The sequence below is a fragment of the Kitasatospora sp. NPDC001095 genome (assembly GCF_053598615.1).
The window spans coordinates 110,228-126,477 of sequence record NZ_JBSFKQ010000004.1; the positions used below are offsets into that span (position 1 = coordinate 110,228).

The window sequence follows — 16,250 nt, forward strand, 5'->3', positions numbered from 1 at the left end:
CCTAGCCCGTGGAGAAGTGACCATGTCCCGGATTCCCAGTTTCGCCGTGATCTCCGGCGCCCAAGTGCACCACGCCACGGCCGGCCGGGAGCAGGCCGTCATCACGGCGGTCGAGAAGGCGTACCGGCTGCACGGCGCCGGTGAGACCGTCAACCCCGACTCCTACTTCCTGCGCTTCCCCGACCGGCCCTCGTCACGGATCATCGCCCTGCCCGCCTCGGTGGGCGGGGAGGTGGACGTGCACGGCCTCAAGTGGATCGCCAGCTTCCCGGAGAACGTGGCCGCCGGCATCCCGCGCGCCTCCGCGGTGCTGGTGCTGAACGACGCCGAGACCGGCTACCCGTTCGCCCTGCTGGAGAGTTCGATCATCAGCGCGGCCAGGACCGCCGCGTCGGCCGCCCTGGCCGCCCGCGCGCTCGGCGAGGCACGCGGCACCAAGCCGCGCCGCCTCGGCTTCGTCGGGGCCGGGCTCATCGCCCGCTACGTGCACACCTACCTCGCGGCGGCCGGGTTCGGCTTCGACGAGATCGGCGTGTACGACCTGTCCGCCGAGCACGCCGCGGGCCTCTCCGACCACCTGCGCGGGGCGCAGCCCTCGGACGTCACCGTGCACGACACGGCCGAGGACCTGATCCGGTCCAGCGACCTGGTGGTCTTCGCCACCGTCGCGGGCGAGCCGCACGTCCACGACCCGGCCTGGTTCGACCACGCTCCGCTGGTGCTGCACCTGTCACTGCGCGACCTGTCGACCGAGGTGATCCTCTCGGCCTGGAACGCGGTGGACGACGTCGAACACTGCCTCAAGGCCGACACCTCCCCGCACCTGACCGAACAGGCCGTCGGCAATCGCGAGTTCATCGCCGGCACCCTCGACGACGTCCTCACCGCCCGCATCGCCCCGCCCGCCGACAAGCCCGTCGTCTTCTCCCCCTTCGGCCTCGGCGTCCTCGACCTCGTCGTCGCCAAGCACGTCTACGACGCCGTCTCCACCGCCGGCGACCTCCGCACCGTCCCCGACTTCTTCCACGACACCGACCGCTACGGCCGGACGCTCGCGGATCCGGCGCCCACGGAAGGCCGACAGTGACCCTGCCGCGGCGCGTCCGGCGCGTCCGGCGCACCGCCGTCGTCTCCGCCGTCGCGGTCATCGCCGTCGCCGGCCCGGCCGGCTGCGACGCCGGCGACGTGACCGGCGTCGGCAACGGGCCCGCCCACGTGGCGGAGTTCGAGTTCACCGAGCAGGTCACCGAACTGGTGGTGACCACCGGCCACGGGAACATCGTCACCCGTCCCGCCGGCGGCAGCACCACCAAGGTCACCGAGACGGTGCGCTACCGGTCGACGAAGCCGACCACCACCCGCACCCGGAACGGCGGCACCCTCACCCTGTCGGCCGGCGGCTGCGGCTCCGTCCTGGGCGCGAACGCGACCTGCTCGGTGGACTACACCGTCGAGGTGCCCAAGGGGGCCAAGGTCAACCTCCGCGGCTCGGCCGGCGACGTCACCCTGACGGGAACGACCGGCGGCGGCGAACTCCACAGCGAGGCGGGCGACATCAAGGCCGACGGCGTGTCGGGCGCGCTGACGGCGAGCACCGACGGCGGCGACATCGACCTGACCTTCGCCGCGGCACCGGGCAACGTGAAGGCCACCAGCTCCGCGGGCGACGTCACCCTCCGCGTCCCGAACGGCCACTACGCCGTGGAAGCCTCGACGGACGTCGGCGACCGCACCGTACGGGTCACCAACGACCCGTCCGCGGCCACCCGCCTGAACCTGCACTCCGACGTCGGCAACGTCTCCGTCCTCGCCACCCCCTGACACCCGCGGCCCGCCCACCCAACCCGGGGGCCCGCCCCGGCCCCCGGAACGAGAAAACCCCAGGTCAGAGATCTGACCTGGGGTTTCACCATGGAGCCGCCTGCGGGATTCGAACCCGCGACCTACGCATTACGAGCCCGAGAGTGATCATGTCGGCTGGTGCCGGCATCGATCACCTGGTGATGAAACCGCAGGTCAGGACGTTGCACCGTGATCCCCGATCCCGCCCGAACCGGCACGTGCCGCCCCGTCCGCTCACGCATCGCTCACGCAGACACGCCCGCACTCGAGGCCACGCACCTGTGCCTTCATCGCGATCGGCGGCAGGTCGGCGGCCCTCGCCGGTCATGGCGTACGGGTGCCGCACAGGGCCTGGCCGTCCTGGGGTCGCACGAAGAGGACGAGTGAGCGCGCCCTGGTAATGGCAACGCGAAGGAGGCGGCGTTGCGCCAGGATCCGTTCCGCATCCCAGGTGGGGTCAAGCAGGCGCCCAGCGTAAGGGCCTTCGTAGATGACGACTCCGTCGAACTCCTTGCCCTTTGATCGGTGCATGCTCATCAGGGATACGGGCTCCGTGGGCTGCTGTGAGGCGGTGAGGGCTTCCGCGCCCAGGACTGCGCGTACGGCGGCGACAGCGCCGCTGTAGGAGGCTGTTCCATCCCAGGAGTCGGTCAGGGCCCAGGCAAGAGCGTCGGTGGCGTTCAGCAGACGCAAAAGCCGGGCGTGCTTGAGGACCTCGCCGAGTTCAGCGGATCCGGTAAGGCAGGAGCGGGCACTCTTCCAGTCGGTCACGGGCTGCCCGGTGAGCGAGATCCCAGCGTCGTAGGCCGCGACGAGCGCCCTTACTGTCTTGGATCGGATTGGCTTGCCTTCGATCAGAGCTGTCAGGCCGTTCTCCATCGTATTGATCTTGTTGCGGGCGCCAGCGGTACCGTTGGCGAGCTTCTCTCGGTAGAAGTCGCCGATGCTCCGCACGGTGCCGACGATGGCCTCGTTACGCGTCAGGCCGGGCCACTCCATGATCGATGCGACCGCGTAGCCGGCAGCGGCGGACAGCTCGGGGTCCCATTGAAGTGCGTGGTCGACGGCAGGGATCGTCCCACCCTCCGTCTGCCGCTCTGTCAACAGGGCCTCGGAGACGGGCCAGAGAATGGAGTTAACGCTGGCGAGGATGGCTATGGTGGGCGTCCGGCCCAGCCGTTCGGTCAGGTGCTTGCGCATGGCGACAACACCCCGGTGGACGACCACAGGACCGGGGACACCCCATCCGGGGGCATAGGTCGAGGTGAAGACGCCGTCCGCCTTGGGGTGCGGGACGTTACGCAGGACGGCATTGGCGAAGTCGAGCAGCCCTCCCGCCGGGCTTCGGTGATTGTCCTTGGACAGGTCGAACTGCCTTGGCTCCAGGTGCTCGATCGCCTCGTCGAGGCGTCCCTCCTCGACACCCTCCAGGTGACCGAAGATCCGCTGGTCGGGGTCGGCAAGGCAGATCACAGTGGAGTCGTCGCTCAGTGCCTTGACCACGCGCCACTGATCGGTGTTGGTGTCTTGGAACTCATCGACGATGATCAGCGGGTAGATGTTGCTGTAGAGGGCCCGCAGGGACGCGCTGCGCTCCAGCAGATCCGCAGTCGCGCCCGCGAGTAGATCGAAGACGTACCTGCCTTCCTCGGCGGCGAGCCTGCGCCGCTCGGCATCCCAGTCCCCGTCGAAATCTGCTTTCAGCTGCCGCTCGCGGTCGGGGGCGATGAACCTAGACGGCCGGCCGGTCAGCAGCCGGCCGTGACTTCGGACGATTTCGAGGAACGAGGCGTGGAAGGTCTTGACCTCCAGCCGTTCGCGTGCGGTGCGATCGAGCACTCCGGCCATACGGTCAGTGATCTGGCGGACCGCAGCCCTCGAAAAGCTCAGGAAGAGCACGCGCTGCTCGTCTTCGAGGGTGTCGAGTGCCTTCCGGGCCTTGAGGAGCGCGATCGACGTCTTCCCGCAACCGGGCCCGCCGACGATGACAAGATGGCCGACGGAGTCGAGAATCTTCTGCCTGACTTCGTCAATCCTCATCGAGCGCGCCCGCCAGCGTTCCGTCCTCGCCGTTAGTGGCTTCGGTGCTGGCCGCGGAGCGCAGGTCGTTGTCAATAGCGAGCAGGAGGTCGGCCAGGACTGCCGGCAAGTCGCTCCGGCTCTTGCACTCTGCGATGAGCAAGGCACCGTATCCATCACCCTTGCGGGCTGCGAGGACGGCAGCGGTCAGGGAGGTTACCTCCTCTTCGCTGGCCCCGGCCACCGGGCGTGCACACCCGCTCGGGTAGTCGTCGCGCTGGGCGACTGCATCGAGGAATCGCCGTTGGACATCCACGGGCACTTCCGTGACCAGGAGCCTCTCCACGCCCTTGTACGCGAGTTCCTCATAGTGCGTAAAGTCGGTCGTTTTGGCAGCGAGCGCCGGTATGAGTGGCTTGTTCGGCTGGTCGTGGATGCCGTAGACCGGCTTGTTCAACGCCTTGAAAACTGGCGCGAACAGCGGCACGTTGACGTCGCTCTGGGCGTCGAAGACGGTGATGCCGGCGAGGTCGATGTGCACGTAATCGGGCACCGCAGGGTCAGCCTCCAGGACATCCGACACCGCGGGGAACAGCGCCGCCTCTGTGGCTCCCTCGACCACCAAGACCGCGCGGGCCAGGATTGCTTCGGCGAACTGCCGGCGATACAAGCGGTACTTGCTCGGCTTGAAGTCCGGCGGAAGTGTGACGCCCCGGCTCGTCAGTGCGCCCTGCCCGTCCCGGGTAATGACGACTGTTCGGGAAGGTTCGAACTTCTCGATGACGTAGGGCGAGTGGGAGGTGACGATGACCTGGCCCATGTTCTTGAGGACGAAGTCCACCAGTCGCCGCTGGGCGTGGGGCGGCAGGGCAATCTCCGGCTCCTCGATCGCGAAGATCACTGACTTGTCGCCTTTGAGCTCGGCAATGTAAGTGAGCAGAGCGAACACCAGGAGGTTCAAAGAGCCCGTGCTGAGCCGGTTGAACGGCACCGAGTGGGTGCTGGGCTGTGTCGCGATGAACAGGCGCAGGACCTCGCGCAGGTGCTCCCGGGTGATCTCCGAGGCGCGGAAGTCCACCGGGTCGGGAGCATCACCCAGGGCTACGAACCGGTTGATCCGCTCGTGGATCTCGGTCCGGATCTTGTCGAACCCGGAGTCCGCGGCGGCGATGGTGACCTGGTCCAGGTTGCGCAGAGTGCTTTCCCATAGCGGGCCAGCCAGCTCGGCTTCCAAACGGACGATGGTGTCCAGCAGCGAGCCGCGCTGGAAGGTGAGCGCCCTGTTCCCGGTCCGGTTGGGTCGCAGGTAGAGGAAGCCGCAGTGCCTCTTGTCGGCGCGGGTGAACGGCTTCAGACCTGCGCCGAGCGCCGCCGTGTCGTCGCCGACAGGCTCGTCCGCCAGGTTCTCGGGGTGGGCGAAGAAGGTCCCCCCGACGAAGTCATCCTCCTGCGGGTCGTAGCGGCCGCAGAAGACCACGGGCAGACACCACTCGCCCGTATCGGCCGCATTGAGGCCGTTCGGGCCAAGGTCGAGGAAGTCGGCGGCCTGGCGCGACCACTGACGCAGATGACTGCCGAACCGTCGCTGGGCAACCTCCGACAAGTCGGTGAGAACGACCTCGATCCGGACCTCGGGCAGCTCTCCGTCGTGCTCCTGGTACTGCGCGCCATAGAAGTCGTACTCGTCGATCACTGGGCGCCGCGCCATCCGTTCAGGCCCCAGGACCAGATCCAGCGCTTCGCAGATGGTTGACTTGCCCGCGCTGTTAGACCCGGCCAGCAGGCAGTGACCGTCCAGGGAGACGGTCCCTTGCCTGATGCCACGGAAGTTCTGAAACTGCACCCGCCGGACCTGCACGCACCGCCCCGCTCTCCAGGGCGCGGACGGCCCTGAGCCGTGTTCCTGTGCTACGGCCGCACGCGCAGTCGGGCAGCGATGCGCCGAGATTGTACGAAAGTGTACCCGGGCGCAGCCGCTGGGTGAGCCCGAGAGTGATCACGTTGGCTGCTGTCGCCATAGATCACTTGGTGATGAACCCGCGGGTCAGGACGTTGCGCCGTGGCTCATGATCCCGCCCAAACCGGCACGTGCTCCGCAGTCCGCTCACGCATAGAACGGCGCGCCGAGGCCCCACAGGCTCTTCATCGTGGTCGGCGGTGGCGCGGCTCGGGTGCCTTACGGGCGGGTCGAGTTCGAGGTTCGAGCGAGAGTCGCTGGCCTCGCCTTCGGCAAAGCCAGGCGTCGAGCCCGGGACTGACACGATGGCTGATACTCCGCTTCCGGCTCCCGACGCTACTGAGGCCGACGTCGCTCGCACGGCTGGCCATGCAAGCCGCCTGCGGCAGCCGTTCGTGACACCGACTGCTTCGGTGGATGCTGGCTCTCTCATGAGGCGTTCGGGTACGAGCTCAGACTCCCCGTTGTAGGTTTGGGACCGTCATCAGCGCGGCCCGCCGGGCTTCCCTCCAGGGACATGCCCCCACCCGCACGAGTCACTTCGTGCTGCCTGGGAGCATTCCTTGCTGTTCCGCGACTCCGCGTCCGCGGTCGCCGCCGAGAACCTGGCCGGATCACTGTTCGTGCGTCTCATAGATCAGTTCGTCCACAAGCATGGCCACAAGCCCAGCCCATCCGAGGTGCGCTCCTGGGAGCGGAGCATTCCGGCCCTGACCAACGCTCTCCTGGACGCCGGGCTCGGCATGGTGGAGGTACTCCTTGAGTACTCGCTTCCGCTCAACAGCAAGCGAGCTGATGTCATACTCGCCGGCACCCACCCGAGCACGGGCGAACCGTCGTACGTGGTGGTCGAGCTCAAACAGTGGAGCAGCGCGGTCCCGGACGACGGCGAGCCCCTGCTCTGCCGGGTCGACGCGTACACCCGGCCGGTACTGAATCCCATCGAACAGGTCCGCGGCTACTGCGACTACCTCATCTCCTTCAACGGCGCACTCGCCGCCCATCCCGAGCGGCTCTCCGGAGTGGCCTTTCTCCACAACGCGACGGAGTTCGGCGTCCAGGGCCTCTACGAGGTGCAGCAGGACGAGCGTGGCCGGCTCTTCACCGCCGACCGCCGCGGGGAGTTCATCCAGTACCTCCTCTCGAAGCTGAAGCCGGTCTCCGGTGCCGAGGCAGCGGACCAGTTGCTCGCGGGGAAGGTGGCCCCGTCCAAGCAGTTGATGGCAGTCGCCGCCGAAGAGGTTCGCGAGCGCGAGCAGTTCGTCCTGCTGGACGAACAGCGAGTCGCCTACGAGCTGGTGCTGCGCGCGGTCCGTCAGGCGCAGCAGTCCGACCACAAGGAGGTCGTCGTCATCACTGGCGGCCCGGGTACCGGGAAGAGCGTCATCGCGCTGTCCCTCCTCGGCGATCTGTACCGGCGTGGCGTCACGGCTCTCCACGCGACCGGATCCAGCTCGTTCACCACCACCATGCGTCGGATGGCCGGGGCACGGAAGAAGCAGGTGCAGGAGCTGTTCAAGTACTTCAACAGCTTCATGACCGCCGAGCGCAACGGGCTGGACGTGCTGATCTGCGACGAGGCCCATCGGATCCGGGAGACGTCGGCGAATCGCTACACCCGGGCCGCCCAGCGCACCGGCAAGCCCCAGATCGAGGAGTTGATCGACGCCGCCCGAGTACCGGTGTTCCTGCTGGACGAGCACCAGGTCGTCCGGCCTGGCGAGATGGGCACGGTGGCCCAGATCCGGGCCGCCGCTGCCGTAAAAGGCCTGGACTGCCGGGTGGTTGAGCTGGATAGCCAGTTCCGCTGTGGTGGTAGCGACGCCTACCTGCACTGGGTGGTGCGCCTACTGGGTCTGGAGGCCGGCGGTCCCCTCGGCTGGGAGCCCGACGGCAAGGTCGTCCTGGAGGTGGTCGACAGTCCCCAGGAACTGGAGGCGTTCCTCGACGCGCGACGCGCGGAGGGATACGGCGCCCGCATGTCGGCCGGGTACTGCTGGAAGTGGACGACGAAGGTGGCCCCGGGCGACCCGCTTCCACTCGACGTGCACATCGAGGACTGGGCCCGGCCATGGAACGTGTACGGCGACCGCTCGATCGCCGGCGCCCCTCCGGCCGCGCTATGGGCCACCGACCCGGCCGGCTTCGGCCAGGTCGGCTGCGTGTACACCGCCCAGGGCTTCGAGTACGACTGGAGCGGCGTCATTCTCGGGCCGGACCTCATCTGGCGCACCGATCGCTGGATCACCGACCGGACAGCGTCCAAGGACCCTGTCTTCCGCAAGTCCACCACCGACGCCGACATCGATCGTCTGATCCGCAACACCTACAAGGTACTTCTGACGCGAGGAATGATCGGCACAGTCGTGTACTCGACGGACCCGGAGACGCGCGCCAAATTGCGGAAACTGATAACCGGGCAGCGTGGCCCGGAGCCCGGGTGCGAGCCTGCCGGCAGCTCCGCTTGAACGAAGGACCCGAACGCCGCTTCCGGGACTCCCCGGACCTTGGTTGGTTCGGACCCCTCCTGGTCAGATGGTGGGCACCGGCCTACCGGTGTTCAGCGGCGAACCTTTCCAGAGTAGGGAAGGCGCCGGTGTCGATCGTGTTGGACGACTCATACTGATCAAGTCCCATCGTGAACAGAGCTCGGCGGTACTGCCACTTGATGTGCTTGTCGTGCCGCGCGGGGTCGGTGGGCCGCATGAGGGCGAGGAAGAAGAAGCACTTGACGAGCAGGAAGTCGCCCAGGTGCTCGCTCACACGCCGCCCGATCAGGGATGCGGTGGTCTCGTCGAGTGCGGCGGTGTAGGCGGCGCGCTGCCCCGGAGTGATCGTGTAGCCCTTGCCTCCGCCCTTGAAGGCCACGATGTCGAGCGCGGGGTAGACGTCATAGCCGAGCGGGGCCGGCCCGTGATGCTGCCAGTCGATGACCCCGGCCCGGAGGGCGTTGGGCAGGCCGTAGTCCAGGTGCCCGTGCACCATCGGAAGTTGAGCCAGCCGGTCGAGGGAGTGCTTGACCGCCTCGTGAACCCGCGGGATGTCGAAGTCCGGGTTCTCCTCAAAGACCGCGGGTGCGAAGGCCGCCTTCTCGAACCATGCTGTCGAGGGCAAGGGGTGCCTCGCCTGGGCCTGTAAGAGACACGACGCGACAGCAGCAGCCGTGCTGATCACCTGGTCGCTGACCTGCCCGTCCCGCCTGGCATCGGCCATAGCCTCCTCGTGCAGCGAGGTATCACCGACGGCTCGCTCGACGACGAAGTAGCTTCCGTCTTCGGACCCGCTGTCGACGATCTCCGGGACGGGGTAGCCCAGGCTGGCGGCCACCTGCTGGAACTCGCACTCCGCCCGCAGGTCCTCGCCGCCGATTCGCTTGTAGAGCAGGCCGTCGGCTGACCTCAACACCGCGCCTTCAGTGGCGGTTCTCTCCTTCACGAACTCCCAGTCGCTCATCCATCCATCCTTCCGTAGCGCCGAGTTGGCGTGGAGGAGGCACACCGGCCAGGCAGCGACGGTGGGCACGCGGCGAGCGGTCGAGGTCAGCGGACTGGACGAAGCGGACGCCGTCAGCGCGTCGTTGATCGTGGGCTCGCCGCCAGCGCGGCGGCCGACGTCTCGATGCTTCAGTGCCATCGGCGGGCGACGCCGCGGCCCTGGCCGGGCGACGGCTACGCGAACCCGCCGGGCTTCGAATTCTCCTGAACGCCGCTGGGGTTCAAGCCCAATCTGACCCGAGCTGGAGCAAACCGGTGGGCAGTTGCTGGGGTTGGCCGGACGCCGAGCGACACGCTCCGGCGGCCAGGTGCAGTGATCAGTAGGACCAGGTCGAGCCCGTCCCCCGGTACTCCTCGACCGGGATCGGGTGAACGTCGGGGCGCATGCGGTCGGTGTAGAGGAGTCCGTCGAGGTGGTCGATCTCGTGGGCGATGAGGCGGGCGAGGCCGAACTCGTAGGTGACCGTGGTGATGGTGCCGTCGAGGGTGGTGGCGGTGACGTCCATGCGGAGGGGGCGGGGGACCATGCCGCGGACGTCGAAGAAGCTGAGGCAGCCCTCGTACTGTTCGTCGGTCTCGTCGGAGACGGCGGTGATCTTCGGGTTGAGCAGGATGATCGGGTCTGCGCCGGCAGCCGGGGGAAGGACGAGGGCGGCGGCGCGGGGGATACCAATCTGCGGGGCCGCGAGGCCCATGCCCTTGGCGAAGGAGTGGACCTGGCCGATCCGCTCGACGGCGGCGAACAGCTCGTCGATCACGGCCTGGGCGCCGGCACGTTCGGCCGGAAGGTCGAAGGGCTCAGCGGGACGGTTGAGGATGGGGGTGCCCTGTTGGACGACGCCGAGGGACTGCATCTGCTGGCTGGGCCGCACCTCGATCACCTGATCTCCTTGGTCTGCTGCGGGTTGTTAGCGCGCGGAAACGCCATTCGTCGGTGCCCCGGCGAAGTGCCGGCGCCCGCCGTCGTCGTGGCTGCTGATGGCTGTGCGGAGGGGCACGGTCTCGGCGGTCATGGAGGTCTTGGTTCCCACAGGGCTCCTTATGCCCAGGCACCGACCAGCATCGGCTCGGGGCAGAGCGAGATCCCGGTTGCGATCTCGACCTGCGCCGAGAGTTCGGTAAGGGCCTGGGCGAAGCCCGTCGCGGTCGCCCCGCTGTGGGCGGTGAGCGTGAGGGTCCGGCGTTCCGAGCAGCGAATGCCGTCTGCGATCTTGTAGGCGGGGCGGTAGCCGATGTGCTCCAGCATCCAGCCGGCGCTGGCCCGTAGCTGCCCGTCGTTGTCGGTGTGGACCGGGCAGCCGGCAGCCGACCAGCGGGCTGCCTGGGCGGCGGTGACGGGCGGATTGAGGAAGACCGATCCAGCCTGGCGGGCATCGGGACTGTGGGGGTCGAGGAGGAGTCCACGGCGGTGGCGGTTGGCGAGGACGGCGGCGGCCACCTCGGCCACGGGCGGTCGCGCGCTGACGTGGACGCCGAGTTCGTCGGCGAGCGGCTGGTAGCTGATCGGCGCAGCTGGTGAGCGGGTGAGATGGAACGTTGCGGTAAGGATGGTCCAGCGGCCGGGGTCGTTCTTGAAGCGGCTGTCGCGATGGTGGAGGCGGCATGCCTGGGCGGGCAGGGTCCGCAATCGGCCCATGTCCCAGTCCCACGCGGTGAGGTGGTCGAGGACGTCGGAGACCTGCTGGCCGTAGGCTCCGGCGTTCTGGACAGGGGCGGCGCCGACAGTGCCGGGTATGCCAGCGAGGCACTCGATCCCGGCGAGGTGTTCCGCTGCGGCCCACTGGACGAGGTCGGCGAGCGGGTGGCCAGCCTGGACGGTCGCGGCCACCGTGTCGTCGTCCACCCGCTTCACGGTGATGCCTCGGGTGTTCATCACGGCGACGGTGCCCTCGTGGCCGGTGTCGGAGGCGATGACGTTGCTGCCGTGACCGAGGGTGAGGGGTGCGTCCTCCTGCCGGTCGCCGATCGTACGGACCAGTTCGAACCAGTCGTCGGGATCGGCGACCTGCAGGACGTCGCGGGCCGGGCCACCGAGCCGCAGGGTGGTGAGGGACGCAAGCGTGGGGCTTGGCATGGGGCCTCCTAGGGTTCGTCGGTGATCGCCTTGAGGGCGAGGGCCCGCAGCGGGGCGAGGCGGGTGCGGTTGTCCTGGTGGTGGTAGACAGCGTTGGTGCAGATGGCCAGGTAGCGGCCGGTGGCCGGGGCGAGGTAGAGGCTGGTCCCGGTGAAGCCGTGGTGGTAGGCGACCCTGCCCTCGTCGGCGAGGATCCAGGCCAGGCCACGGTCGAGGCCCGGCTCGATCTCGGCCTGCGGCTGCATGCTGTGGGCGAGCCAGCGGCCCAGGGGCCCGCCGGTGGCGTGCGAGGTCAGCAGGTGGGTGGCGAAGGTGGCGAGGTTGGCCGGGGTGGTGAACACCCCGGCGTGGCCGGCGACTCCGCCGAGCAGGGCGGCGTTGTCGTCGTGCGGCATCCCCCACAGCCGGGGCCCGCCGGTCAACCGCTGCTCGGTCGGGGCGACCTGAGCGGAGCGGGGCACCGGTCCGTAGGTCGTGCTTGTCATGCCGAGGTGCTGCCAGAGCTCGGTCGCCAGCTCGTCCAGGCGCTGGCAGCGGTAGTGGGCCAAGGCCAGGCCGAGGAGGATGAAGCCGCGGTTGATGTAGCGGTGACCGGCTCCGGGGTCGGCGATCAGCGGCTCTCCGCAGATCAGGTCGGCCAGCGGCTCGGCGCGGTGCCGGTACTGGTCGAGGCGGGTGTCGGCCCGCAGACCGGAGGTGTGGGCCAGGACCTGGCGAACCGTCACCTTGCCCCCGGGTGCCTCGGTCGGGATGTCGGTCAGCAGTTCGCGGATCGGGGTGTCCAGGGTGAAGCCATCCATGAGGGAGGTGCCGACCAGCGGCCAGGTGGCCAGGACCTTGGTCAGCGAGGCCACGTCGTACACCGTGCCCGGCCCCGGCCGGGCGTCGCCGCACTCCGGGGCGACGACGCCGGACGCCAGGTAGCCGGGCTCGGTGTCGAAGGTGCCGTGGGCGATGACACCACCAGGCACGGTGCCGTCTGCGGTCATCAGGTCCAGGCACTCGCGCAGGTCGGCGAGCGCGTTCGGGGTCCACGGCACGGTGTTGGTCACGGCTACTCCTGGTCGATCGTCAGGTTGGCACCGAGCGCGGCCAACTTCGGCAGCAGGCTGCCGTATCCGCGCCGCAGGTGGTACATCCCTCGGATCGTAGAGGTGCCCTCGGCGGCCAGGGCGGCGATCACGAGAGCGGTCACCGCCCGGATGTCTTCCCCGGCCACGTCGGCGCCGGTGAGGGCGGATCGGCCCCGGACGGTGATCACCGAGCCGGTCGCGTTGACGGCGGCGCCGAACGCGGCCAGGGCGGGCAGGTGAGTGTCGCGCTGGGTGTAGATCCGCTCGTTGATGCGGGAGGTGCCCTCGGCCTGGGTGAGGAAGGCGGTCAGCTGCGGCTGCACGTCGGTCGGGAAGCCCGGGTGCGGGCCGGTGGCCATCTGCACCGGCCGCGGCCCGGCCGGGGTGCTGATGGCCGTTCCGCCGTCCAGCGGGTCGAGCTGGATTCCGGCATCGGCGAACACTGACACCAGCCCGTCCGGGAACGCGGCCGGCGGGAAGCCATCCAGGTGGACGGTGCCGCCGGTGATGGCGGCGGCCAGCGCGAGGGTGGCGGCCTCCAGCCGGTCCGGCGGCACGGTGAACACCCCGCCCCGAATGCGGCCGGTACCAGTGACGTTCAGGACCTTCCTGCCGCGCCACTCGATGCCGACGCCGGCCTGCGAGAGCAGGGCGGCGGTGTGGGTGACCTCGGGTTCCACACTGGGGTTGAGGATCGCGGAGGTGCCCGGAGTCCGGGCGGCCAGCAGCATCGCGGTGACCGTCGCACCCAGGCTCGGCCCCCACGAGCGGGTCTCGGCGTCGGTGATGAACGGCAGCCGTTTGCCGGTGAAGCGGGCCCGCACCCGGCCCCGGTCCACCTCGACCTCGGCCCCTGCGGCTTCCATCGCGGCCAGGTGCCGGTCGATGTAGCGGGCGCAGAAGGCGTCCCCGCCGGGCAGCGGGAAGGTGACCTTGCCGGTGCGGGCCAGCAGAGCGCCGCCCATCACCGCGGTGGTGCGGATGCGCCGTCCGAGATCGTCCGGGATGACGGGGAAGTAGGAGTCGGCCGGGCGGGTGGCGAACTCGTCGCCGGTCACGGTGGTGCGGGTGCCGGTGCGGTGCAGGATGTCGGCGACAACCAGGGTGTCCAGGATTTCGGGTGCGCCGATCAGGGTGAGCGGGTCGTCGGCGAGGATCGCGGCGGCGTACAGGTGCAGGGCGATGTTCTTGCTGCCCTGGACGGTGGCGGTGCCGGCCAGGCGGCGGCCGCCGGTGATCCGCACGGCCCGCTCGCCGGTCGTCGGGGTGGTGTCGGTGGTGGGCATGGTCACCTTCCCTGGCTTCCGGCCGGGAAGAAGCCCCCGACCTGGGTCTTCGGGTAGAGCAGGGTGTGCGCGCCGATCAGGGTGGCGGGCTGGAGCACGGTGCCAGCGGGAACGATCACGCCGTCGCCGATCACCGCGCCGAACTTGGTCTGGCCGGTGGCGACGCGGCGGCCGTCGAGGTGAGCGCAGACCTCTTCGGTGGCCGGTTCGGTGACCGGCCCTGAGGTGACCCGCAGGCCGGTGGTGGACACGAACGCACCGATGTTGACGCCGAGGCCGAGTACGGAGTCCCCAATGAAACTGGTGTGCTTCATGAAGACGCCACCGGTCAGCAAGGAGCGGGTGACCTCGGCGCCGAAGCCGATCCGGCAGTCAGGCCCGATGACCGTGTTGTCGCGGACCCGGGCGCCGGCCTCGATCACCGCGCCGGGGCAGACCAGCACCGGGCCGGTGACGAACGCGCCCTCGGCGATGACGGCTCCGGCCGCCGCGATCACCTGGCCGCGGACCGTGGCGCCGGGCTCGATGACCCCGACGGGCTCGGGCAGCGTGATGTCCAGGTGCCCGGCCAGCAGGTCCGCGACGGCCTTCTTGAGGCCGAACACGGTCGGGCAGCAGCTCAACAGGTGCAGCACCACGGGGTCGGTGACCTGTTCGGTGTCGATGTAGTACTCGGGGGTGGTGCGGTAGTCGATGCGCGCCAACTCGGCGCTCATCATGGGAGTTTCTGGCAGTCGGTGCATGGGCTGGTTCTCCTCTCGGGCGAGCGAGCGGAAGAAGGGGGGCTGGCGGTCGTCATGACCTACGAGATGGGCTCCGGCGCGGTCGCCGCAGCCTGGAAACGGGCTTCGACCTGGTGGTGGACCGAGAGGCCGAGCAAGGCCAGCACGGGCAGGTGCAGGGCGGCCCAGGAGGCAGTCAGGAAGGCGCCGAACCGGTCGCGGTCCGGTTCGGCGGCGTGCTGGGGGCCGACGGAGGGCAGGGAGGTGCTGTGCGTTGGCATGCGAAGGCCTTCGGCAGCAGGGGCGGGAGTGGACGTTCCCCAGTGAACTGCCAGGCCGAAGACCGGATCCGTAGCCGGGCTACGGGCCGTAATCCTGCTACGGGTCAGACGATCTGCACGCCCGCTCGGGCGGCGAAGTCCCGAACGCCGGGCAGCTTGCGGTCGTGCCGCAGCAGGCTGGCGGCGAGGTCGCGGACGGCGCCCCGGCGGATCTCCTGCGGGGCGGCCTCCTCGGCGGCGAGCAGGGCCTTGAAGCACTGCTCGGGCTTGCCCCACTGGTCGAATGCGCGGGCCACGTCGGTGAAGAAGCGGGCCTGTCGCTCGGCGGTCGGTAGCACGGTGGGGTCGATGGTCCTGGCCAACTCGATTGCCTGGCCGGCGTCGCCGAGCTCGTAGTGGACCGACAGCTCGTGTAGGGCGACGCCCTGGATGCCATCCGTCAAGCCGGAAGCCCGGCCAGCAGCGGCGGCGCTGTCGGCGGCCTCCCGGATCAGGGCGTGGGCGTAGGAGCGGTCACCGGTCTTCGCGGCGGTGTAGGCGGCGGTGGCGTACAGGTCGCCGCGGGCGGCCAAACGGGCGGCTTCTGGAACTGAGTTGTCCGCGAGCAGGTCCTCGGCCGCGACCACCACGATGTCGGTCGCCCGAGACAGGCTGCCCTGGCGGCGCCAGGCGCTGGAGACCATGCGCTGTGCCTCGGCAACGACCAGCGGATCTCCGCCTGCCCGGGCGGCAGTCAGCGCGCGGTCAGCGGTGATGGCAACCAGGTTGTTGTCGCCGATCTTGATGCACAGCCGGACGGCGATGTTGTAGAGCTGGGCGACGTTGCGGGCGCGTTCCTCGGCTGCACCGACCAACTGGGCAGCCGCAATTCGGCCCGGCAGAGCCTCGGCGAGGGCGTCGTACCGGGCCGCCTTGAACTCCAGGCGCGACGTCACCAGCGAAGTCGCGACGGACTCCTGGGTTGGCTCACGGCGAGGGGCGGGAATTCGATCCGTCCCGTAAAGCAGGAGGTCTTCCAGGCCGGCTAACGGTGCCATCGAGTCAGCGTGCGCGGCCTGTTGACCAGTGGCTGGGGTGAACAGGGCGGCAGCCGCCAGGGTTAGGAACGGGCGGCGTCGCACATCGTCCTCCTCGGCAGCGGAAGTGCTCGTCAGCGTAGCGGAGGCGGGCTTTCGAGGGCGTGATCTCGCCCGGTCGGCGGCCGGTTGCGGCAGGGCGATCAGCTCGGTGAGGTCGACACTCAGAACCTCAGCGAAGCGCTGGAGGAGCGTCAGATCCTTGACCTGCTGCATGTCCCGCTCGACCAGGGACATCCAGTCCTCACTGCGGCCGACCTCGGTGGCCAGCCGCAACTGGGTCCACCCCAGCGTCGACCGCCGGAGCGAGATGAATGCTCCGAACGTCTTGCCGTTGTCCCCCACCGCAGGCCCCCGCGGATCGTACCCAATCAGCTACAGGCCGCTACCGTACCGACGATCGAGGGCCACGGTGTAGGACTTTCG

General features: G+C 69.2%; 13 protein-coding genes and 1 pseudogene. 3 read left to right on the forward strand and 11 right to left on the reverse strand.

All coding sequences use genetic code 11. The features are described from left to right. Positions 1–22 precede the first annotated feature (22 nt). A complete protein-coding gene (gene sbnB, locus ACWDBB_RS05905; protein ID WP_449788395.1) occupies positions 23–1,087 on the forward strand; it encodes a 2,3-diaminopropionate biosynthesis protein SbnB in 1,065 nt (354 codons plus the stop codon). Continuing rightward, positions 1,084–1,821, forward strand: a complete 738-nt coding sequence (locus tag ACWDBB_RS05910) for a DUF4097 family beta strand repeat-containing protein (RefSeq protein ID WP_449788396.1) — start codon at positions 1,084–1,086, stop codon at positions 1,819–1,821. The genes sbnB and ACWDBB_RS05910 overlap by 4 nt, the downstream gene beginning before the upstream one ends. 345 nt (positions 1,822–2,166) lie before the next feature. Here the strand turns inward: ACWDBB_RS05910 and ACWDBB_RS05915 are convergent, their stop codons facing one another. Together ACWDBB_RS05915 and ACWDBB_RS05920 are read right to left on the reverse strand one after the other, a co-directional pair. Next, positions 2,167–3,882 carry a UvrD-helicase domain-containing protein gene (locus tag ACWDBB_RS05915; RefSeq protein WP_449788397.1) on the reverse strand — a complete coding sequence of 572 codons (1,716 nt, stop codon included), beginning with the start codon at positions 3,880–3,882 and terminating at the stop codon, positions 2,167–2,169. Beyond that, positions 3,872–5,704: an ATP-dependent nuclease gene (locus tag ACWDBB_RS05920; RefSeq protein ID WP_449788398.1), complete on the reverse strand. Its 1,833-nt coding sequence runs from the start codon at positions 5,702–5,704 to the stop codon at positions 3,872–3,874. Before ACWDBB_RS05920 ends, ACWDBB_RS05915 begins: the two co-directional genes overlap by 11 nt. A gap of 677 nt (positions 5,705–6,381) precedes the next feature. Here ACWDBB_RS05920 and ACWDBB_RS05925 point away from each other — a divergent pair. Next, a complete protein-coding gene (locus tag ACWDBB_RS05925; RefSeq protein ID WP_449788399.1) occupies positions 6,382–8,286 on the forward strand; it encodes a DNA/RNA helicase domain-containing protein in 1,905 nt (634 codons plus the stop codon). Here the strand turns inward: ACWDBB_RS05925 and ACWDBB_RS05930 are convergent. The 9 genes and pseudogenes from ACWDBB_RS05930 to ACWDBB_RS05970 form a co-directional block, all read right to left on the reverse strand. After that, positions 8,239–8,340: pseudogene (locus ACWDBB_RS05930) on the reverse strand (phosphorothioated DNA-binding restriction endonuclease); the annotation flags it as partial. The gene ACWDBB_RS05925 and the pseudogene ACWDBB_RS05930 overlap by 48 nt on opposite strands. 28 nt (positions 8,341–8,368) lie before the next feature. Continuing rightward, a complete protein-coding gene (locus ACWDBB_RS05935; protein ID WP_449788400.1) occupies positions 8,369–9,271 on the reverse strand; it encodes a phosphotransferase in 903 nt (300 codons plus the stop codon). Between the two features lie 358 nt (positions 9,272–9,629). Then, entirely contained in the window at positions 9,630–10,193 is a 564-nt protein-coding gene (locus tag ACWDBB_RS05940) for a peptide deformylase (protein ID WP_449788401.1), read from the reverse strand. Positions 10,194–10,351: 158 nt separating this feature from the next. After that, positions 10,352–11,386 carry a UDP-N-acetylmuramate dehydrogenase gene (locus ACWDBB_RS05945; protein WP_449788402.1) on the reverse strand — a complete coding sequence of 345 codons (1,035 nt, stop codon included), beginning with the start codon at positions 11,384–11,386 and terminating at the stop codon, positions 10,352–10,354. An 8-nt stretch (positions 11,387–11,394) separates the two neighbouring features. Then, entirely contained in the window at positions 11,395–12,438 is a 1,044-nt protein-coding gene (locus ACWDBB_RS05950) for a serine hydrolase domain-containing protein (RefSeq protein ID WP_449788403.1), read from the reverse strand. A gap of 2 nt (positions 12,439–12,440) precedes the next feature. Then, positions 12,441–13,745, reverse strand: a complete 1,305-nt coding sequence (locus ACWDBB_RS05955) for a UDP-N-acetylglucosamine 1-carboxyvinyltransferase (RefSeq protein ID WP_449788404.1) — start codon at positions 13,743–13,745, stop codon at positions 12,441–12,443. Between the two features lie 2 nt (positions 13,746–13,747). After that, complete coding sequence (locus ACWDBB_RS05960; protein WP_449788405.1) at positions 13,748–14,488, reverse strand: hypothetical protein; 741 nt, start codon at positions 14,486–14,488, stop codon at positions 13,748–13,750. Positions 14,489–14,547: 59 nt separating this feature from the next. After that, positions 14,548–14,748: a hypothetical protein gene (locus ACWDBB_RS05965; RefSeq protein ID WP_380421691.1), complete on the reverse strand. Its 201-nt coding sequence runs from the start codon at positions 14,746–14,748 to the stop codon at positions 14,548–14,550. A 104-nt stretch (positions 14,749–14,852) separates the two neighbouring features. Next, positions 14,853–16,169 carry a helix-turn-helix domain-containing protein gene (locus tag ACWDBB_RS05970; RefSeq protein WP_449788406.1) on the reverse strand — a complete coding sequence of 439 codons (1,317 nt, stop codon included), beginning with the start codon at positions 16,167–16,169 and terminating at the stop codon, positions 14,853–14,855. Positions 16,170–16,250: the final 81 nt, after the last annotated feature.